The following is a 20,454-nucleotide window of genomic DNA, read 5'->3' on the forward strand; positions in this document are numbered from 1 at the left end:
TCCTACGCCTGGCTGATGCACGTGACTGACGGCTGAGCGAACGCTCAGTCGGTCGTTGATTGTTCCAGACGTACGACGACGGACTTGCTGGCCGGGGTGTTGCTGGTGTCGGCGGTGGCGTCCAGGGGGACCAGGACGTTGGTCTCGGGGTAGTACGCGGCGGCGCAGCCCCGGGCCGTCGGATAGCGCACGACACGGAAACCGGGCGCCCGCCGCTCCACGCCGTCCTTCCACTCGCCGACCAGATCGACGTACGACCCGTCGGCGATCCCGAGCCGGGCGGCGTCGTCGGGGTGGACCATGACGACCCGGCGGCCGTTCTTGATGCCCCGGTAGCGGTCGTCGAGGCCGTAGATCGTGGTGTTGTACTGGTCGTGCGAGCGCAGCGTCTGCAACAGCAGGCGCCCTTCCGGCAGTTCGGGGTACTCGACGGGCGCGGCGGTGAAGTTGGCCTTGCCGGTGGCGGTCGGGAAGCGGCGTTCGTCGCGCGGGGCGTGCGGGAGGGCGAAGCCTCCGGGGTGGGCCACGCGCGTGTTGAAGTCGGTGAAGCCGGGGATCACGCGGGCGATGCGGTCGCGGATCGTCGCGTAGTCCTTCTCGAACTCCTCCCAGGGCGTGCGGGATTCGGTGCCCAGGACGCGGCGGGCGAGGCGGCACACGATGGCCGGCTCGGACAGCAGGTCCTTGCTGGCGGGCTCCAGGCGGCCGCGGGAGGCGTGCACCATGCCCATGGAGTCCTCGACGGTCACGAACTGCTCGCCGCCGCCCTGGAGATCGCGCTCGGTACGGCCCAGGCAGGGCAGGATCAGGGCACGTGCGCCCGTGACGGCGTGCGAGCGGTTGAGCTTCGTCGACACGTGCACGGTGAGGCTGGCGCGCCGCATGGCGGCTTCGGTGACCTCGGTGTCGGGGGAGGCGGACACGAAGTTGCCGCCCATGGCGAAGAACACCTTCGCGTCGCCGTCGCGCAGGGCGCGGATCGCGGCGACGACGTCGTAGCCGTGCTCACGCGGCGGGGCGAAGCCGAACTCCTTCTCCAGGGCGTCCAGGAAGGCGGGTGCGGGGCGCTCGAAGATGCCCATCGTGCGGTCGCCCTGCACGTTGCTGTGGCCGCGCACCGGGCACACGCCGGCGCCGGGGCGGCCGATGTTGCCGCGCAGCAGAAGGAAGTTGACGACCTCGCGGATGGTCGGGACGGCGTGCTTGTGCTGGGTGAGGCCCATCGCCCAGCACACGATGGTGCGCTCGGAGGCGAGGACCATCTCCAGGGCCTTCTCGATCTCCGGGCGGCTCAGCCCGGTCGCGAGGAGCGTCTCGTCCCAGTCGGCGTCGCGCGCGGTGGCGGCGAACTCCTCGTAGCCGTGGGTGTGTTCGTCGATGAAGGGCTGGTCGACCGCACCCTCAGTCTCAAGGATGAGCTTGTTGAGGAGGCGGAAGAGGGCCTGGTCGCCGCCGATGCGGATCTGGAGGAACAGGTCGGTGAGGGCGGCGCCCTTGAGCATGCCCTGCGGGGTCTGCGGGTTCTTGAACTTCTCCAGGCCCGCCTCGGGAAGCGGGTTGACGCTGATGATCTTCGCGCCGTTGGCCTTGGCCTTCTCCAGGGCGGAGAGCATGCGCGGGTGGTTGGTCCCCGGGTTCTGTCCGGCCACGATGATCAGGTCGGCCTGGTAGAGGTCCTCCAGCAGGACGCTGCCCTTGCCGATGCCGATCGTCTCGTTCAGCGCCGAACCGCTGGACTCGTGGCACATGTTGGAGCAGTCCGGCAGGTTGTTGGTGCCCAACTCCCGCGCGAACAACTGGTACAGGAACGCGGCCTCGTTGCTGGTCCGGCCCGAGGTGTAGAACAGCGCCTCGTCGGGGGAACGCAGGGCGGCGATCTCCTCCGCGACGATGTCGAAGGCACGCTCCCAGGAGACCGGTTCGTAGCGCTCGGCCCCTTCGGGGAGATACATGGGATGCGTCAGACGCCCTTGCTGCCCCAGCCAGTACCCGCTGCGGGTCGCGAGATCGGCCACCGGGTGGGCCGCGAAGAACTCCGGGGTGACCCGGCGCAGGGTGGCCTCCTCGGCGACCGCCTTCGCGCCGTTCTCACAAAACTCCGCCGCGTGCCGGTGGTCCGGCTCCGGCCACGCGCAGCCCGGGCAGTCGAAACCGTCCTTCTGATTGACCCGCAGCAGCGTCAACGCGGTGCGCTTCACACCCATCTGCTGCTGCGCGATGCGCAACGTGTGCCCGATCGCCGGAAGTCCGGCCGCGGCGTGCTTCGGCTCGGTGACCTGCGGGGCGTCCTGGACCGGATCACCCTTGGGCGGCTTCGTGGCCATCGCGGGCCCTCCTTCACTGGCACATGTGCACTACATCTCCGATCCTCGCACGCGGCGGTGACAACGCCGAGGTCGGTTCGCGGGATCTATGGGTTCGGGGGTGGGACGGGGGCGGGGGGTGTGTGACCTGGGGTGGGGAGGAGGGAGGGGCGGGGCGAGGAGTGGTGGGGGATGAGGAGGGGGCGGGTTTGTCCGGCTCCTCGCCACTGCGGGGCCGCTGGTCCGGCGGCCTTCGCCGCTGCGGGTGCTGCCGTCCGGCCGGACTGTGCTGCGGCGGGCGGTGCCGGTCCCGGTCCCGGTCCCGGTCCGTCCGATCTTCACGGCGGCAGGGCGGGGCGCGTCAGGCCGGGTCCGCTGCGGTGACGGGGACCCCTTTGCGTGCGGCGACGGTGGCCCCTTCACGCGCGCGTGGCCACGAGGACCGCTTCTCCTACGACCGTTGCCGTCAGGCGACCCGGGGTCACGATCTTCGCCTTCCGTGAACTCCTTCGCCCCGCCTCCGCGCCACGGGGCACGACGATTTCGGCCGCCTTTCCCACCGCCGCGGCAGCGGCTTCCGCCACCGTCAACGCGAGCCCGCCGTCGCGACCGTGACCTCCGACGCGGCGACCGTGACTCCGACTGTCAGTGGGGCGTGGCAGGATCGGGGTCGTGGCAGAGACAGCATCGAAGAAGACCGACAAGACCTCCGGGAACACCTCCGGCGGAGACCGTCCACGGCTGATGCTGATGGACGGGCACTCGCTTGCCTACCGCGCGTTCTTCGCGCTGCCCGCGGAGAACTTCACGACCGCGACGGGCCAGCCGACGAACGCGATCTACGGCTTCGCGTCGATGCTGGCCAACACCTTGCGTGACGAGGCGCCCACGCACTTCGCGGTGGCGTTCGACGTGTCCCGCAAGACCTGGCGCTCCGAGGAGTTCACCGAGTACAAGGCGAACCGCTCCAAGACCCCGGACGAGTTCAAGGGCCAGGTCGAGCTGATCGGCGAGGTGCTCGACACGATGCACGTGTCCCGGTTCGCGGTCGACGGCTTCGAGGCCGACGACGTCATCGCCACGCTCGCCACCCAGGCCGAGGCCGAGGGCTTCGACGTGCTGATCGTCACCGGCGACCGGGACTCGTTCCAGCTGGTGTCCGACCACACCACGGTCCTGTACCCGACGAAGGGCGTCTCCGAGCTGACCCGGTTCACTCCGGAGAAGGTCGTCGAGAAGTACGGGTTGACGCCCGCCCAGTACCCCGACTTCGCCGCGCTGCGCGGCGACCCGTCCGACAACCTCCCGGGCATCCCCGGCGTCGGCGAGAAGACCGCCGCGAAGTGGATCAACCAGTTCGGTTCGTTCACGGAGTTGGTGGAGCGCGTCGACGAGGTCAAGGGCAAGGCCGGGCAGAACCTCCGCGACCACCTGGACGCGGTCAAGCTCAACCGCCGCCTCACCGAGATGGTCAAGGACGTCGAACTGCCCAAGACCGTCCTCGATTTGGAGCGCGCTCCCTACGACCGCACCGCCCTCGCGATGGTTCTCGACACCCTGGAGATCCGCAACCCCTCGCTGCGCGAGCGCCTGCTGGCCGTCGACCCGGGCAACGAGGAGGCCGACGCGACCCCGCCCGCCGAGAGCGGTGTGGCGGTCGACGGCTCGGTCCTCGGCACCGGCGAACTCGCCGGCTGGCTGGCCGACTACGGCACCGAGCCCCTCGGCGTCGCCACCGTCGACACCTGGGCGCTCGGATCCGGTTCGGTGACCGAGGTCGCGCTCGCCACCGCCGGGGGAGCGGCCGCCTGGTTCGACCCCGCCGAGCTGGACGAGAGCGACGAGAACGCGTTCGCTGCCTGGCTGTCCGACGCCGACCGCCCCAAGGTGTTCCACAACGCCAAGGGCGCGATGCGGGTCTTCGCCGAGCACGGCTGGACGATCGCCGGCATCTCCATGGACACCGCGCTCGCCGCCTACCTGGTCAAGCCAGGCCGCCGCTCCTTCGACCTGGACGCGCTGTCCCTGGAGTACCTCGGCCGCGAACTCGCCCCCGCCGCCACGGCCGACGGCCAGCTCGCCTTCGGCGCGGACGACGGCGCCGAGGCGGATGCCCTGATGGTGCAGGCCCGCGCGATCCTCGACCTGGGCGACGCCTTCGGGGAGCGCCTTGAGGAGGTCGGCGCGGCGGACCTCCTCCGTGACATGGAGCTGCCCACCTCGATCCTGCTGGCCCGCCTGGAGCGGTCCGGCATCGCGGCCGACAAGGCGCACCTCGAAGCGATGGAGCAGATGTTCGCCGGCGCCGTCCAGCAGGCGGTGAAGGAGGCGCACGCGGCGGCCGGGCACGAGTTCAACCTCGGCTCGCCCAAGCAGCTCCAGGAAGTCCTCTTCGGCGAACTCGGCCTGCCCAAGACCAAGAAGACGAAGACCGGCTACACGACCGACGCCGACGCCCTGGCCTGGCTGGCCAACCAGACGGAGAACGAACTGCCGGTCATCATGCTCCGCCACCGCGAACAGGCGAAGCTGCGCGTCACCGTAGAGGGCCTGATCAAGACCATCGCGACGGACGGCCGCATCCACACCACGTTCAACCAGACGGTCGCGGCGACGGGTCGCCTGTCCTCCACGGACCCGAACCTGCAGAACATCCCGGTCCGCACGGACGAGGGCAGGGCGATCCGCAGGGGCTTCGTGGTGGGCGAGGGCTTCGAGTCCCTCATGACGGCCGACTACAGCCAGATCGAGCTCCGCGTGATGGCCCATCTCTCCGAGGACGAGGGCCTGTTGGAGGCGTTCACCTCGGGCGAGGACCTGCACACCACGGTCGCCTCCCAGGTGTTCTCGGTCGAGGGCTCCGCGGTCGACGCGGAGATGCGCCGCAAGATCAAGGCGATGTCGTACGGCCTCGCCTACGGGCTGTCCGCCTTCGGCCTCTCCCAGCAGCTGAACATCGACGCGGGCGAGGCACGGGTCCTGATGGACACGTACTTCGAGCGCTTCGGCGGCGTACGGGACTATCTGCGCCGCGCGGTCGACGAGGCACGGGCGACGGGCTACACGGCGACCCTCTTCGGCCGCCGCCGCTACCTCCCCGACCTCAACAGCGACAACCGCCAGCGCCGCGAGGCCGCCGAGCGGATGGCGCTCAACGCCCCGATCCAGGGCACCGCGGCGGACATCGTCAAGATGGCCATGCTCAAGGTCGACACCGCCCTGCGCGAGGCCGACCTCAAATCCCGCATGCTCCTCCAGGTCCATGACGAAATCGTCCTGGAGATCGCCCCCGGGGAACGAGCGGCCACCGAGGAACTCGTCCGCCACGCGATGGCCGGCGCGGTACATCTCCGTGCACCCCTGGACGTCTCGGTGGGCGTGGGCCCGGACTGGGAGTCGGCCGCGCACTAGCCTCCGGCGGTTGGGCGGAGCTTGTGCGGGAGGTTTCTCCGGCCGGGGGTGGGTGTGCGCCGGCCGGGGTGGGATGCGGTGCGGGCGCCCTGGGAGGGGTCGGGCTGTGTGCCGGTCGGGGTGATGGGCGGCGAGCGCTGGGCGTTATGGCTGGCGTGGTGAGGGGCGGCGAGTCCTGGCGGGGGGTGGGCTGCGGAGAGTCTCGACCGGCACACACCCCCGGCCTGGACTCCCCGCCCAACCCCCGGAGGGCCCGTCACTCGCGTGGCCCCCGCGGAAGCGCCTCCCGCCCCCGGCGACCGTAAGGATGCGGGCATGGGTATACGCACGCTTCACCGCCGGACGGCTCAGGCGCAGGCAGCGGGTGCCGCTGCCGCGCAGGGTGCGCCCCGCCCGCCGGTCCCGGCCTTCGCGGCCGGCGCAAGCACCGCCCGCATTCCCGCCGACCTCGCGATGGCCGTCCGGCACACGGCCGCAGGCCTCCGGCGACGGCTCACGTTCCGGGACGACACGGCCGTAGACCCCCGAGAACAAGCCAGACATCCCCAGGGACCCGCCACCACCCCCACCGGCACCCCCGTCTGGCGTCTCTGGGCCGACCTGGGGCGCAGCTACCTGGACCTCGTTCTCACCCGGATCCCGAGGCCGCCCTCCGCGCACACCATGACGGTGTTCATCGCGACCCCGCCGGACAGCTCCGTATGACCGTGTTCAGCGCGAGCCGGGACGACGGCTCCGTATGACCGTGTTCAGCGCGAGCCGGCACTGCGGCCCCGCCCCGCGCTGACCCCGTCCGGCTCGCCGGGCACCCCGGGTGGCGCCGGGCGCCATACGCGGACGCCGACCGCGTACAGCAGTACGCCCAGCACCAGTCCCGCCCCCGCGCCGAAGCACACGGTCGGGATCAGGTCCCAGAGGGTTGCCGTCGAGCCCCAGTAGGCCCACCAGGTCGACGCCCGTTCCGTCGCCGCGACCAGGGCGCAGCCGGCGAGGACGATCCCGGCCGCCCATCGGTCCCGTACCGACAGCACGGGTACCCCCACCGGCTCGGCGGCCGGAACCCGTCGTAGCGCACGGATCACGAACGCGGTGATCAGGAGGGCGGCGAGCGCCGAACTGCCGTACTGGAGGGCCGAGAAGAGAGGCCTGCCGCCCAACTGCCTGTCCAGGACGGGGAACAGGCGTACGCCCCACCGGTCGTGGTGCGTGAACGCGTCCCATACGACGTGGGTCAGGCCGCCGAGGACCGCGGAGGCGTACCACCACGCGGCCAGTGACGGGGTCGCACGCGCGCGTGGAGTGCCGCAGCGCAACAGGGTCGCCGTCCGGGGCTGGCGGGTGCGCGGGAGCAGGGCCACCAGGGGTTCGCGCAGGAGCAGCCACAGGCCGACCGTCGCCCAGGTGATCGCGACGTCGACCGTGAAGACGCCCGGGAAGGAGTGCGTGACCTCCCCGAACTCCATCCCCCCGGGGACCGCACTCGCCGCGTAGTACGTCATGTCGGGGGCGAAGGAACCCGCCACCAGCACCGCCGGTACGAGGTGGCCGCGCCCCCTCCCATCACCGCGCACGGCGGGCAGTACGGCGGCGGCATGACTCAAAGTGAACGGCAACAGGGCTCCCCGTAGGAGACATCGGCATATGGCCAGGCGGTGAATAACGGTCACTAACGGGTGCCCGTGCAAAGCAAGTTGTCGTAGGGTCGCCTGGGTCCCCGCGCAGGGGAGCACGGGCGGGCGGAGGCATCGGAACAGAAGTACACACCATCCGAAAAGCACCACGAGGGCAACCTGCGAGGCGGGTCGACCGTCACAACAGGCGCAGAGGCAACAGACAAGGACGGGCGCTCGGGCGTCCCTGGGAGGGGTTCACTCCATGACGGCGCATTTCGGCAGGCGGCTGCGCAAGGGTGCGGCGACGACGGCGGTGGCCGCGGCAGCGGTCGCGGCACTGTCCGCGTCCCAGGCTCCGGCGGTGACCGGCGGCCACAGAACGCTCGCCACCGGCCAGGCGACGCCCGACGGGAGCACCGACCACAGCGCCACCGGAGACTCCCCGTACTACACGGACCTCCCGCCCCTGAGCAGCCCCGTCCCGAGCCCGAGCGACAGCCAGTCGCCGTCCATAGGGACCCCGGTCTCGGTGGGCGAGGCCGAGGCCGGCATCCCGGCGACCATCCTCGACGCCTACAAGAAGGCCGAGACCGAACTCGCCTCCTCCAAGCCCGGCTGCAACCTGCCCTGGCAACTCCTCGCCGCCATCGGCAAGGTGGAGTCCGGCCAGGCCCGCGGCGGCCAGGTCGACGCCGACGGCACCACGACCTCCAAGATCCTGGGCCCCGCGCTCGACGGCAACGGCTTCGCGCTCATCAAGGACACCGACCACGGTCTGTACGACGGCAACAGCACGTACGACCAGGCCGTCGGACCCATGCAGTTCATCCCGTCCACCTGGGCCTGGGCGGGACGCGACGGCAACGGCGACGGGGTCAAGGACCCCAACAACATCTACGACGCCGCGCTCGCCGCCGGCCACTACCTGTGCCGCAACGACTGGAACCTGTCGACCGACGCGGGCCTGCGCAGCGCGATCCTCAGCTACAACAACTCGACGGACTACCTGAACACGGTCCTGTCCTGGCTGGAGTACTACCGCAAGGGCACCCACTCGGTCCCGGACGGCACGGGCACCGTGCCGTCGGGCCGCAGCGACGACAACTCCCCGTCCAGTCCTACGACTCCGCCCTCGTCGTCGACTCCGAGCACCCCGTCGACCCCCTCCCCGCCGAGCACTCCGTCGAATCCCTCCACGCCGGGTACCCCGACGCAGACGCCCACCCCGACGCCCACTCCCACGCCGACCCCCACCGACACGGTGGCCAAGCTGGCGGACGCGGGTACGGCGAAGCTCACCGCGACGGCGGGCGACGCGTTCACCAAGAAGATCAGCACCAGCGCCAAGACCTCGGCCGGCAAGGCCGTCGCCAAGGTGAGGATCCGGTTCACGATCGTCGGGACCACGGACGCCACGTTCGTCGGCGGCGAGAAGGTCGCCACGGTGACCACCAACGCTTCCGGTGTGGCCGTCGCCCCCGCCCTCCAAGCCGGCGAGACCACCGGTGACTTCACCGTCCGCGCGACCGTCGTCGGCCGTACGATCGCCGGTCTCGACTACACGGCCAGCGTCACGCCGCGCGTGGCCGACACCCTGGTCCGCACCAGCACCACCGCGCTGACCTGCACCCCGGGCGGCGAGTTCGCCGACCAGGTCGAGGTGAAGGCCACGGAGAACGGCGCGGTCGCCGGCAAGGTCGCCGCCACCGCGACCCTCATCAAGGCCGCCGACGACACGACCGAGAACGACAAGGGCCCCTACTTCAAGGACGCGGACGGCAAGACCGTACGCACCCTCACGGGCCTGGCCACGGACGCCGACGGCCTCCTGAAGCTCCCGAAGCTGTACGCCGACGACACCACCGGCACCTTCCTGCTCCAGATCACCACCACGGGCGGCGCCACCCTCACGGTCGAACTGACTGTGGCGGCAGCGGCGACCGACACCTCCTCGACCAGCCCGAGCCCGTCGGCATCGCCCAGCGCGTAACGACCCGCAGGACCGCCCGGCCGCACGAGCGCCGGACCGCACGACAAGGGCGCCCCTCCGCTACGGCGGGCGGGCGCCCTCGTCGTGCCCGCGCGCCGTGTGTGTGCAACGTGTTCTCATCTCGCCCGTGCGTTGCTACGGTGCCGGACCTGACGACCTATCAGTTCCTGAATCCATTCGGTTCCTGTCTGTCGGGAGGCCCGGCATGCGTGCCCTGATCGCCGCCGCGACCGGACTCGTGCTCGCGTTCGCGCTGGTCCTGACCATCACCGCGATGGGCTCACCGATGGGCAAGACCTCCCCGAAACCGCTGCTGACGACGGTGCCCGCGCACCCGTAAACGCTTGCGCAAGCGTTTACGCACGCCTTCACGGGTGCGCCCAACCGCCAGGGAAGGAGGCCGAGATGCGCCGCAAGGCCAGCCTGATCCTGCTCGCCCTCGCCGTGTTCTTCACGGCGCTGTCCCCGCTGCTGCGCTGGTACGCCTTCCCGCGCCTGGCCAAGATCCCGGCGAACCAGTACCAGGACATGGTCCTGGAGGCGAAGAACGCCACCCTCCTCGACTACGGCACCATGCAGGCCAAGACGGTCCCCAAGGTCACCATCGTGCAGACCCTCAAGGGCAACGTTGAGGCCGCCAAGAAGATCGACAAGACGGCCGGCCGGGACGTCGTCGTCTGGGACGGCCTCTCCTACGTCCAGGGACCCGACGGCAAGATGGTCTCCTCCATCCCCGAGCGCTACATCTTCGACGCGCACACCCAGGAGCCCGTCCACGCCACCGGCGAGATGGTCGACGGCGACCCGGTGAAACGGGACGGCATCGAGTTCAAGTGGCCGTTCCTGACCCAGAAACGGGACTACGAGTACTTCGACGCGCAGAGCCGCACCACCAACCCCATCCACTACAAGGGCACCGAGAACTTCCGCGGCGTCAAGGTCTACTACTTCGAGCAGACCATCCCCTGGACCAAGGTCCCCTTCCCCAGGACCATGCCCGTGAAGGGCATCACCCCGGAGTCCGTCGCCAAGACGGGCACCACCCGCTGGTACACCACGGTCCGCAAGTTCTGGGTCGAACCCGTCACCGGAGCACCGGTCTACGGCGAGGAGCTCCACAAGGAGGAGCTGCGCGGCGGCACCCTCCTGGGCGGCCGGGACAAGGTGACGGCGTTCGCCGGCGACGTGAAGATGCGCGAGGACTACATCAAGCACACCGTCGCCCTGGTGAAGTCCAACCGCACCCTCGTCCTGCTGATGGTCTCCTACCTCCCCTGGGGCTTTCTGACCCTAGGCCTCCTCCTGCTGGCGCTCTCCCTCTACCTGGAGGCCCGCGGCAGGCGCCCCGGAGACCCCGCCCCCACCGAGGCCCAGGAACCGGAACCGGTCAACGCCTGAGCCGCGCGTTCGTGAACCGCGTGGCCTCGGCCGCTGCCGGATCCTCCGGCCACGGATGCTTCGGATACCGCCCCCGCAACTCGGCCCGCACGCCCTTGTAGCCGTCCTTCCAGAAGGACGCGAGATCGGCGGTCACGGCGGCGGGCCGCCCGGCGGGGGACAGCAGATGGACGAGCACGGGCACCCCGGCGACGGTCGGCGACTCGTGGAGTCCGAACATCTCCTGCAACTTGACGGCGAGCACGGGCTGTTCGGGGTTCCCGTAGTCGATCCGGATCCTGGACCCGCTCGGCACGACGAACCGCTCCGGAGCCAACTCGTCCAACCGCCCAGCATCCCCAGAGGCCCACGGCAACAACCGCCGCAGCCCCTGCCCCGCCTCGATCCGCCCCAGATCCCCCCGCCGCCGGGCCCGCCCCAACTCCGGCTCCAACCACTCGTCCACACGCGCGTGCAACGCGTCGTCGGACACGTCGGGCCACGGCTCCCCGACATTCAGCCGCAGGAACGCCAGCCGCTGCCGCAGCATTTGGGCATCCGCCGACCACCGCAACAGCCCGAACCCTTCCTGCCGCAGCCCATCGACAAGCGCGTCCCGTACGGCAACGGGGTCGGCGTCCTTCAGTGGCCGCACCGCCAACTCGACCGCCCCGAGCCGCTCGACGCGCCGGGCCACCACGTCGCCGCCGGCCCAGTGGACCTCGTCCGCCCGGCTGAGCAGCGCCCCGGCCGCGAACCGGGCGGCGTCCTCGTCGACCACTGCCCCGAGCTGCACGCGCGCGTGCCCTTTGCCGATCGGCCGGTCCGCGACGGCGACGGCGATCCAGGGCGCCCCGCGCAGGGCACTGGCGTCACCGACTTCGGCGCGGGTGCCGGAGATGAGGAGATAGGAACCGCCGTCGGCCTTGGCGACACGTTCGGGATAGGCGAGGGCGGCGACGAGTCCGACGAGAGAGTCATCGCTTGTGACGTTCGCTTCTTGAGAGGCGGGACGAGTGGGTGGGTGGGAAACCTCCCCTCCCACGGCCCGCAGCCGCCGAACCTCCGCACGCCACCGCCCCGCATAGGCGTCACCCCCACGCCGAGCAAGCCGCAGAGCCCCGGCAAGATCATCACCGTAAGCCCGCGGCGCCTCCTCACTGAGCAGCGCGACAACCTCGGCGCCCGCCGGACCCGAGTCCAACAAAGCCCGCCCCAACCGGGGATGCAACCCCAGCCGAGCCAACTGCACACCCCGTGACGTGGCCCGCCCACCTGAGTCGACGGCACCCACGGCCGCCAAAACATCCCGCGCCGCAGCCATCGCCCCACCCGGCGGCGCATCGAGCAACGCCAGCCCCGACGCCCCAGGATCTCCCCAGCACGCCGCCTGAAGGGCGAACGCCGTCAGATCGGCCACCTTGATCTCCGGCGCCGGAAAACGCGGCAGACGAGCATCCTCGGCCTCGGCCCAGCACCGGTACACCGCCCCCGGTGCCTCACGCCCGGCCCGGCCCGCCCGCTGCCGACCGGCCGCCTGCGACGCCCGTACCGTCGCCAACGCGCTCAGCCCGCGCGCGTGATCGACCCGCGGCTCCCGCGCCAACCCGGAGTCGACGACCACCCGTACACCGGGAATCGTCAGCGACGACTCGGCCACGGACGTCGCGAGCACCACCCGCCGCCGCGCCCCCGGCGACAGCACCGCGTCCTGTACGGCGGCCGGCGCCCGCCCGTGCACCTGGAGCACCTCGGCCCCGCCCAGGTCGCCCAACTGCCCGGCCACGCGTGCGATCTCGCCGACCCCGGGCAGAAAACACAGCACGTCCCCGTCCCGCTCGCCCAGCGCCCGCCGTACCGTCGCCGCCACGTGCGTGAGCAGCGCCGGGTCCACGCGCATCCCGTGCGGCGGCCGTACGGGACGTACCGGAGGCGTCCAGACGACCTCCACCGGGTACGCGACACCCTCCGCCTCGACCACCGGCGCATCGCCCAACAGCCGGGCCCAGCCCTGCGCGTCGGTGGTCGCGGACGCCGCGACCAGCCGCAACTCGGGCCGCAGGGTCTCCCGTACGTCGACCAGGAAGGCGGCCACGGTGTCCGCGTCCAGGTGCCGTTCGTGGCACTCGTCCAGGATCACGGCGTCGATGCCCGTCAACTCCTGGTCGCGTTGCAGCCGTTGGAGCAGCACACCGGTCGTGACGACCTCCACGCGTGCGTGCCGGCCGACGACCCGCTCACCGCGCACGGTGTAGCCGACGCTCTCGCCGACCTTCTCGCCCAGCAGCCACGCCATGCGCCGGGCCGCCGCCCGCGCCGCGATCCGCCGCGGCTCGGCGACGACCACCCGCCGCGCGGGCCCCTCGTTCCCCTCGCCGAGCAGCCCGGCCAGCGCGAGCGGCACCAGCGTCGTCTTGCCGGTGCCGGGCGGCGCGACGAGCACGGCCGCACCGCCCGCTTCCAGGGCGGCGTGGAGTCCGGGCAGGGCACTGCGGACGGGCAGCGCGTCGAGGGCGTCGTAGCGGATCACGCACCCAGTGTCGTACGCCGTGCGGAACGGCCTCTACGCGCGCGTGCCCGCGTTCCGTCAGCCCCTCAGTCCTTCAGGCCCCTCAGACGTTCTCGCGGTCGCGTTCGCACACGAAGATCGTCGTCCCCGGGATCAGGTTGCCGCGCAGGGGCGACCAGCCGCCCCACTCGGCCGTGTTCCAGGACGGCCACTCCGGCTCGACCAGGTCCACCAGGCGCAGGTCGGCCGCCACGATGTCGCGGACGCGGTCGCCGAGGGTGCGGTGGTGTTCCACGTAGACCGCGCGGCCGTCGTCGGCCTGCTCGACGTACGGCGTGCGGTCGAAGTAGGAGGCGGAGACCGTCAGTCCCTCGGGGCCGGGCTCGTCGGGGAACGCCCAGCGGATCGGGTGCGTGGTCGAGAAGACGAACCGGCCGCCGGGCCGCAGCACCCGGCGCACCTCGCGCAGCACCAGCACCGGGTCGGCGACGAACGGCAGCGCGCCGTACGCCGAGCAGGCCAGGTCGAAGGAGTTGTCCGCGAAGGGCAGCGCGCCCGCGTCGGCGCACACGAGGGGGAACGATCCGCCGATCCGCAGCGCGTGCTGGAGCTGGCGGTGGGAGAGGTCCAGCGCTACGGGGCGGGCGCCCTGGGCGGTCAGCCAGCGCGAGCACTGGGCCGCGCCGGCGCCGATCTCCAGGACGTCCTTGCCCTTCAGCTCCTCGGGTGGGCCGAGCAGTTCGGCCTCCACCTCGTCGAGGCCCTCGGGGCCCCACACGAAGCGGTCGTCGCCGAGGAACGTGCCGTGTTCGACCTGGTAGTCGTCCGCGTTCCGGTCCCACCAGCCCCGGTTGGCCCGGGAACTCTCGGTGACGTCGGCGTCACGTCGGGTGGCTTCCGGCTCGAACGCATCGGGCTCTTGGATGATCGGCTCCCTCGTCGTACTCTTCCGTCACCTCTACGGTGCGGCTGTCCCCGGCGGCGTCACTGAAGGGGTGGTTCAGGCCTGCGTGGCCTCGCGGGACGCGTTTTGTGCCGGGTATGCGGCGATCCGCCCCGGGTGTGCGCCTTCGCGCATTGACCCTGCCTGGCTGCCCCCGTATGCTACAAGTTGCGCTGCGGGCCTGCGCACCTCAGACGTAGCAGGTTGCGCTCGCATCTGTATGTATGACCCCTCGGTTTTCGAGGCGCCAACCGGGCACCCTAGTGTTCCGGACTGGCGCTTCCTTGGCTGTCCGGCCTTCTGCAGAGCGAAGCGAAAACGGCTCTCGGCGTGAGCAGTACCTACGACTTCAATGTCCGTACCGGAGCCCTTTCCCACATGACGAGCAGCACCGAGACCACCGCCACCACCCCGCAGGTTGCGGTCAACGACATCGGTGACGAGGAAGCATTCCTCGCCGCGATCGACGAGACGATCAAGTACTTCAACGATGGTGACATCGTCGATGGCGTCATCGTCAAGGTTGACCGGGACGAGGTTCTCCTCGACATCGGTTACAAGACCGAAGGTGTCATCCCGAGCCGCGAGCTCTCGATCAAGCACGACGTCGACCCGAACGAGGTCGTCAAGGTCGGCGACGAGATCGAAGCCCTTGTTCTCCAGAAGGAGGACAAGGAAGGCCGCCTGATCCTCTCGAAGAAGCGCGCACAGTACGAGCGCGCGTGGGGCACCATCGAGAAGATCAAGGAAGAGGACGGCATCGTCACCGGTACCGTCATTGAGGTCGTCAAGGGTGGTCTCATCCTCGACATCGGCCTCCGTGGCTTCCTGCCGGCTTCTCTCGTCGAGATGCGCCGTGTCCGCGACCTCCAGCCCTACGTGGGCAAGGAGCTCGAGGCCAAGATCATCGAGCTGGACAAGAACCGCAACAACGTGGTCCTGTCCCGCCGTGCCTGGCTGGAGCAGACCCAGTCCGAGGTCCGCCAGACGTTCCTCACGACCCTCCAGAAGGGTCAGGTCCGCTCCGGTGTGGTCTCCTCGATCGTCAACTTCGGTGCCTTCGTGGACCTGGGTGGCGTCGACGGTCTGGTCCACGTCTCCGAGCTGTCCTGGAAGCACATCGACCACCCCTCCGAGGTTGTCGAGGTCGGCCAGGAAGTCACCGTCGAGGTCCTCGACGTGGACATGGACCGCGAGCGCGTCTCCCTGTCGCTGAAGGCGACCCAGGAAGACCCGTGGCAGCAGTTCGCCCGCACCCACCAGATCGGCCAGGTCGTGCCCGGAAAGGTCACGAAGCTGGTTCCGTTCGGTGCGTTCGTCCGCGTGGACGAGGGCATCGAGGGTCTGGTGCACATCTCCGAGCTGGCCGAGCGCCACGTGGAGATCCCGGAGCAGGTCGTCCAGGTCAACGACGAGATCTTCGTCAAGGTCATCGACATCGACCTTGAGCGCCGTCGCATCAGCCTCTCGCTGAAGCAGGCCAACGAGGCCTTCGGTGCCGACCCGGCCACGGTCGACTTCGACCCGACGCTGTACGGCATGGCCGCGTCGTACGACGACCAGGGCAACTACATCTACCCCGAGGGCTTCGACCCCGAGACCAACGACTGGCTCGAGGGCTTCGAGTCCCAGCGTGAGGTGTGGGAGACCCAGTACGCCGAGGCGCAGCAGCGCTTCGAGCAGCACCAGGCGCAGGTCATCAAGTCCCGCGAGGCCGACGCCCAGGCGGCGGCCGAGGGCGTCGACACGGCGGGTGCGGCTCCGGCCGCGGCCGGTGGTGGTGGCGGCGGCGGTTCGTACTCCTCCGAGGGTGCGGACACGTCCGGTGCGCTGGCGTCCGACGAGGCGCTTGCCGCCCTGCGTGAGAAGCTGGCGGGTGGGCAGAGCTGAACGCCCACTGAGCAGTAGCTCTTGATCGAGGGGCCGTACCTTTCGGGGTGCGGCCCCTCAGTCGTGTGTGCGGTCCGTCGTGATGCGACTGCGGGCCCGTTGTGGCTGGTCGCGCAGTTCCCCGCGCCCCTGCCGGAGTTTCCCTCGACTTTGTAGAAACGTGCGGGATACATCAGTAACGGCCGTGCCGTAACCGGTCGTTGGGACCCTTCCTCGGTCATTCATGATCGGAGAGGGGAGCCTGACCTTGGCAAGCAACCAGAGCCGACGTGCATTTCTGCGGAACGTGGGTCTCACCGGTGGCGCGGGCACGATGTTCGCCACCATGGGGGCCCTCGGGCTCGCCCCCACCGCGCAGGCCGCCCAGCGGGAACAGCCCTTTCGTGCCCTGAGCGCCGGCGACTTCCACCTCACCGGACGCGGTGCGGCCAAGGTCGTCATCGTCGGTGGTGGCATCGCCGGACTGACCACGGCGTACGAACTGGGCAAGGCCGGCTACGACTGTACGATCCTGGAGGCCAGGGACCGTACCGGCGGCCGCAACTTCACCGTCCGCGGCGGCGACACCACGACCGACCTCTACGGCAACCGGCAGACCGCCCGTTTCGCCGACGGCCACTACATGAACTGCGGTCCCGCGCGGATCCCGCAGTGGATGGTCACCCTCGACTACTGCCGTGAACTCGGCGTCCCCATCCAGGTGTTCACGAACGTCAACGCGGACGCGTACATCTACAACGAGTCCACCGGGATGACCAAGCCCGAGCGGTACCGCACCGCCAAGGCCGATGTCTACGGCTATGTCTCGGAGTTGCTCGCCAAGGCCACCGACAAGGGCGCCCTGGACAAGGAGTTGACCGCCACCGACCAGGAGAGGCTCGTCGAGTTCCTCAAGGGGTGGGGAGAACTCGGGGACGAACTGACCTACGAAGGTGGTGACTTCCGCGGGTACTCGACCGTCCCGGCCGCCGCGGGTACCCCTGGTGTGCTGCTCGGGAACGTACCCACCGCCTCCGAGGTCTTGGCCAGCGGTGTCGGCCGCTACTTCTCCTTCGAATTCGGCTTCGACCAGGCCATGTTGATGTTTCAGCCGGTCGGCGGCATGGACCAGATACCTAAGGCCCTCACCCGGGCGATCGGCGCGCACCGCATCCGTACCGGAGCGGCCGTCTCGAAGATCACCGACAAGGGGAGTGGTGTTTCGGTCACCTACACCCAGGGCGGCCGTACGAGGGTGATCGAGGCGGACTACTGCGTCGGCGCCCTGCCGCCCAACATCCTCGCCAAGATCCCGCACAACCTCGGCACCGGCGTCCAGACCGCGCTGGAGGCGATCACTCCGTCGTCCGCCGCGAAGATCGGCCTGGAGTACAAGTCCCGTTGGTGGGAGCTGGATCACCGGATCTACGGCGGTATCACCGAGACCGACCAGGACGTCACCCACATCTGGCACCCTTCGTACGGCTTCCACGGTGAGCGGGGCGTCCTCATCGGGTACTACAACTACGACGACGACGCGGACTCCTACGCGAAGCTCACCCCCAAGGGGCGGGAAGAGCGGGCGGTGGCCGCGGGCGTGAAGATCTACGGGGAGAAGTACCGCAGCGAACTGGCGTCGTCCTTCTCCCACCACTGGCGTCAGACGCCCCACCTGGAGGCCGCGTGGCACGACACCCCGGGTGGCCCCGACGACGTCCGCTACAAGCCGCTCAACGACCCCACCGGACGCGTCTACTTCGCCGGCGACTGGCTCAGCTACACCGACGCCTGGCAGCACGGCGCGTTCTCCTCCGCCCGCAAGGCTGTGACCGCACTCCACGCGCGCGTGCTGTCCTCGTGACGTGGACACTCTCCCGGTGACCCGGGGGAGTGGCGCATGAAAAGCCCGTAAGAGGTGCCTGATCAGGGGCATGGGCGGGAATGCCCATGCCCTGGAGGGCGTTGTGCAGTACGAACACGAGGAGGAGCGGTCACTGTGCTTGATCCGCAGGGTTTGTACGCATGGGAGCCGAAGGGCCTGGCAGTCGTCGACATGGCGCTCGCACAGGAGTCGGCCGGTCTTGTCATGCTCTACCACTTCGACGGATACATCGACGCGGGCGAGACAGGCGACCAGATCGTCGAACGTCTGCTCGACACGTTGCCCCACCAGCTCGTGGCCAGTTTCGACCACGACCGGCTCGTCGACTATCGCGCCCGCCGCCCGCTGCTCACCTTCAAGCGGGACCGCTGGACCGAGTACGAGGAGCCCACGCTCGACGTACGACTGGTCCAGGACGCCACCGGAGCCCCCTTCCTGCTGCTCTCCGGCCCCGAGCCGGACGTGGAGTGGGAGCGCTTCGCGGCAGCCGTCCAGCAGATCGTGGAGCGGCTCGGCGTCCGGCTGTCCGTGAACTTCCACGGCATCCCCATGGGCGTCCCGCACACCCGCCCCGTGGGCGTCACCCCGCACGGCAACCGCAACGACCTCGTCCCGGGGCACCGCAGCCCCTTCGACGAGGCGCAGGTCCCCGGCAGCGCCGAGGCGCTCGTCGAGTACCGCCTCATGGAGGCCGGTCACGACGTCCTGGGCGTCGCGGCGCACGTCCCGCACTACATCGCCCGCTCCCCGTACCCGGACGCGGCCCTGACCGTCCTGGAGGCCATCACGGCGGGCACCGGACTGGTCCTCCCGGGCATCGCGCACTCCCTGCGCACCGAGGCCCACCGCACCCAGACCGAGATCGACCGCCAGATCCAGGAGGGCGACGAGGAGCTCGTGGCGCTCGTCCAGGGCCTGGAGCACCAGTACGACGCCGCCGCGGGCGCCGAGAGCCGCGGCAACATGCTCGCCGAGCCGGTCGAGATCCCGTCGGCGGACGAGATCGGGCAGGAGTTCGAGCGCTTCCTGGCGGAGCGCGAGGGCGACAACTAGCCGCGAGGGCGACAACCAGCGCCAGGGCGGCAACCTGGCGGTCGCCGCCGGTCACCGAGTGCCCTGTCAGTGACAGGCCGTAGGCTTCGGTCCATGCTGAAGGTCGGCCTCACCGGGGGCATCGGTGCCGGTAAGAGTGAAGTGTCGCGGCTGCTCGTGGGGCACGGCGCCGTGCTGATCGACGCCGACCGCATCGCGCGCGAGGTGGTCGCGCCCGGAACTCCCGGGCTGGCGGCGGTCGTCGAGGCCTTCGGGGAGGACGTGCTCGACGCTGACGGCGCCCTGGACCGGCCGAAGCTGGGCTCCATCGTCTTCGCCGACCCCGAGAAGCTGGCCGTCCTCAACGAGATCGTCCACCCCCTGGTCGGCAGACGCTCCCGCGAGCTCGAAACGGCCGCGCCCGACGACTCCGTAGTCGTCCATGACGTCCCTCTACTGGCCGAGAACGCCCTCACCGCGCTGTACGACCTGGTGATCGTCGTCGACGCGAGCCCCGAGACCCAGCTCGACCGGCTGGTCCGGCTGCGGGGGATGACCGAGGACGACGCACGCGCGCGTATGGCCGCCCAGGCGACGCGCGAGAAGCGGCTGGCCGTCGCGGACATCGTCATCGACAACGACGTACCCCTGGAAGCGCTGGAACGGCGCGTACGCGACGTATGGGCCGAACTCGTGCGCAGGGCGCACGTGCCCCAGCAGCCACCCCAGGAATAGCGTCCCTTTCTCCGGGCGTTGGAACGTCGGAGTGAGGGAAGGAATGCGCCGTGCCCGAGAACAGCGGAACGACCGGACGTACTCCGGAGACGCATGTCATCGACTTCCGCGCCGCAGAGCAACTGCTCGCCGCGCGGGACCCGCGGGGCGCGGTGAAGCTGCTCGACCGCGTCATCGACGCGCACCCGGAGAACACGGCCGCGCGCCTGCTGCGCGCGCGTGCCTTCTTCGCGGCCGCGCAACTGCGCCCAGCCGAGCTGGAGTTCACCATCGTCCTGGAGCGCGAGCCGGACAACGCCTTCGCGCACTTCGCGCTCGCCCGCACCTACGAGCGACAGGGCCGAGCCGACCAGGCCAAACGCCACTTCCGGCTGGCCGCCGCGCTCGATCCCAACCCGGAGTACGTGAAGGCGGCCCGTTTCGACGGGTAGGCGCGCCGCCGCGGACCACACCCCAGTAGGTAGCGGAGCACCCCTGTAGGTCAGGGGTGGCGGTGCTCCGGCGGCCGGTACGGCGGGACGTCCGGGCCCGGCTGGTAGTGCGGGCCCTGGCGCATGTGCCGGAGGATCATGGTCATGTCGATCGTGACGACCAGCCACAGCACCGCGCAGGCCGCCGCCCACCCGGGGCGGCCGGCCAGTGCGAACGCGACCGTGCCGAAGATCGTCCAGACCAGCCCCCACACGCTCAGCCAGAACCGCGTCCGCAGCGGACTGCGCGCGGTCGTCGGCTCACTGCCTGTACGCATCAGGATCACTACTCCTCCTTGCAACGTACTCTTCGGCTCGGA

15 protein-coding genes are annotated in these 20,454 nt (G+C 70.2%); 10 read left to right on the forward strand and 5 right to left on the reverse strand.

Annotated features, from left to right (window positions below; genetic code table 11):
* Window positions 1–44: 44 nt before the first annotated feature.
* Entirely contained in the window at window positions 45–2,324 is a 2,280-nt protein-coding gene (locus tag OG714_RS37780) for an FdhF/YdeP family oxidoreductase (protein ID WP_406127867.1), read from the reverse strand.
* A 651-nt stretch (window positions 2,325–2,975) separates the two neighbouring features.
* Here OG714_RS37780 and polA point away from each other — a divergent pair.
* Both polA and OG714_RS37790 read left to right on the forward strand, forming a co-directional pair.
* A complete protein-coding gene (gene polA, locus OG714_RS37785) occupies window positions 2,976–5,714 on the forward strand; it encodes a DNA polymerase I (RefSeq protein ID WP_406127869.1) in 2,739 nt (912 codons plus the stop codon).
* 315 nt (window positions 5,715–6,029) lie between these two features.
* Window positions 6,030–6,419: a hypothetical protein gene (locus OG714_RS37790; protein ID WP_406127871.1), complete on the forward strand. Its 390-nt coding sequence runs from the start codon at window positions 6,030–6,032 to the stop codon at window positions 6,417–6,419.
* Between the two features lie 44 nt (window positions 6,420–6,463).
* On the opposite strand, the gene OG714_RS37795 is transcribed toward OG714_RS37790, so the two are convergent.
* Window positions 6,464–7,327, reverse strand: coding sequence for a DUF4184 family protein (locus OG714_RS37795; RefSeq protein ID WP_406127873.1), 864 nt, complete (start codon window positions 7,325–7,327; stop codon window positions 6,464–6,466).
* 262 nt (window positions 7,328–7,589) lie between these two features.
* Here OG714_RS37795 and OG714_RS37800 point away from each other — a divergent pair, with 262 nt between their 5' ends.
* From OG714_RS37800 to OG714_RS37810, 3 genes are all read left to right on the forward strand, one after another.
* The gene (locus OG714_RS37800; RefSeq protein WP_406127875.1) at window positions 7,590–9,317 is read left to right on the forward strand and encodes a lytic transglycosylase domain-containing protein; all 1,728 of its coding nucleotides are present in this window, start codon (window positions 7,590–7,592) and stop codon (window positions 9,315–9,317) included.
* Window positions 9,318–9,522: 205 nt separating this feature from the next.
* The gene (locus OG714_RS37805) at window positions 9,523–9,657 is read left to right on the forward strand and encodes an SPW_0924 family protein (protein WP_106437209.1); all 135 of its coding nucleotides are present in this window, start codon (window positions 9,523–9,525) and stop codon (window positions 9,655–9,657) included.
* Between the two features lie 65 nt (window positions 9,658–9,722).
* Window positions 9,723–10,715 (forward strand): DUF3068 domain-containing protein, encoded by a 993-nt coding sequence (locus OG714_RS37810; protein ID WP_406127877.1) that lies wholly within the window; start codon window positions 9,723–9,725, stop codon window positions 10,713–10,715.
* Here OG714_RS37810 and hrpB read toward each other — a convergent pair.
* Both hrpB and OG714_RS37820 read right to left on the reverse strand, forming a co-directional pair.
* Window positions 10,705–13,224: an ATP-dependent helicase HrpB gene (gene hrpB, locus OG714_RS37815; RefSeq protein ID WP_406127879.1), complete on the reverse strand. Its 2,520-nt coding sequence runs from the start codon at window positions 13,222–13,224 to the stop codon at window positions 10,705–10,707. The two genes, OG714_RS37810 and hrpB, sit on opposite strands and share 11 nt — an antisense overlap.
* An 82-nt stretch (window positions 13,225–13,306) precedes the next feature.
* The gene (locus tag OG714_RS37820; RefSeq protein WP_406132091.1) at window positions 13,307–14,131 is read right to left on the reverse strand and encodes a class I SAM-dependent methyltransferase; all 825 of its coding nucleotides are present in this window, start codon (window positions 14,129–14,131) and stop codon (window positions 13,307–13,309) included.
* Between the two features lie 393 nt (window positions 14,132–14,524).
* On the opposite strand from OG714_RS37820, the gene rpsA reads away from it, so the two are divergent.
* From rpsA to OG714_RS37845, 5 genes are all read left to right on the forward strand, one after another.
* On the forward strand, window positions 14,525–16,036 hold the full coding sequence (gene rpsA / locus OG714_RS37825; protein ID WP_328683980.1) for a 30S ribosomal protein S1: 1,512 nt from the start codon (window positions 14,525–14,527) through the stop codon (window positions 16,034–16,036).
* A gap of 313 nt (window positions 16,037–16,349) precedes the next feature.
* Window positions 16,350–17,876 carry a flavin monoamine oxidase family protein gene (locus tag OG714_RS37830; protein ID WP_406132092.1) on the forward strand — a complete coding sequence of 509 codons (1,527 nt, stop codon included), beginning with the start codon at window positions 16,350–16,352 and terminating at the stop codon, window positions 17,874–17,876.
* Window positions 17,877–18,011: 135 nt separating this feature from the next.
* The gene (locus OG714_RS37835) at window positions 18,012–18,950 is read left to right on the forward strand and encodes a PAC2 family protein (protein WP_329555502.1); all 939 of its coding nucleotides are present in this window, start codon (window positions 18,012–18,014) and stop codon (window positions 18,948–18,950) included.
* A 93-nt stretch (window positions 18,951–19,043) separates the two neighbouring features.
* Window positions 19,044–19,664, forward strand: a complete 621-nt coding sequence (coaE, locus tag OG714_RS37840; RefSeq protein ID WP_406127880.1) for a dephospho-CoA kinase — start codon at window positions 19,044–19,046, stop codon at window positions 19,662–19,664.
* A 50-nt stretch (window positions 19,665–19,714) separates the two neighbouring features.
* Complete coding sequence (locus tag OG714_RS37845) at window positions 19,715–20,095, forward strand: tetratricopeptide repeat protein (RefSeq protein WP_406127881.1); 381 nt, start codon at window positions 19,715–19,717, stop codon at window positions 20,093–20,095.
* Window positions 20,096–20,145: 50 nt separating this feature from the next.
* Here OG714_RS37845 and OG714_RS37850 read toward each other — a convergent pair whose 3' ends face one another.
* The gene (locus OG714_RS37850) at window positions 20,146–20,412 is read right to left on the reverse strand and encodes a DUF6343 family protein (protein WP_406127883.1); all 267 of its coding nucleotides are present in this window, start codon (window positions 20,410–20,412) and stop codon (window positions 20,146–20,148) included.
* Window positions 20,413–20,454: the final 42 nt, after the last annotated feature.

Source organism: Streptomyces sp. NBC_00989 (assembly GCF_045162655.1).
Taxonomy (GTDB): domain Bacteria; phylum Actinomycetota; class Actinomycetes; order Streptomycetales; family Streptomycetaceae; genus Streptomyces.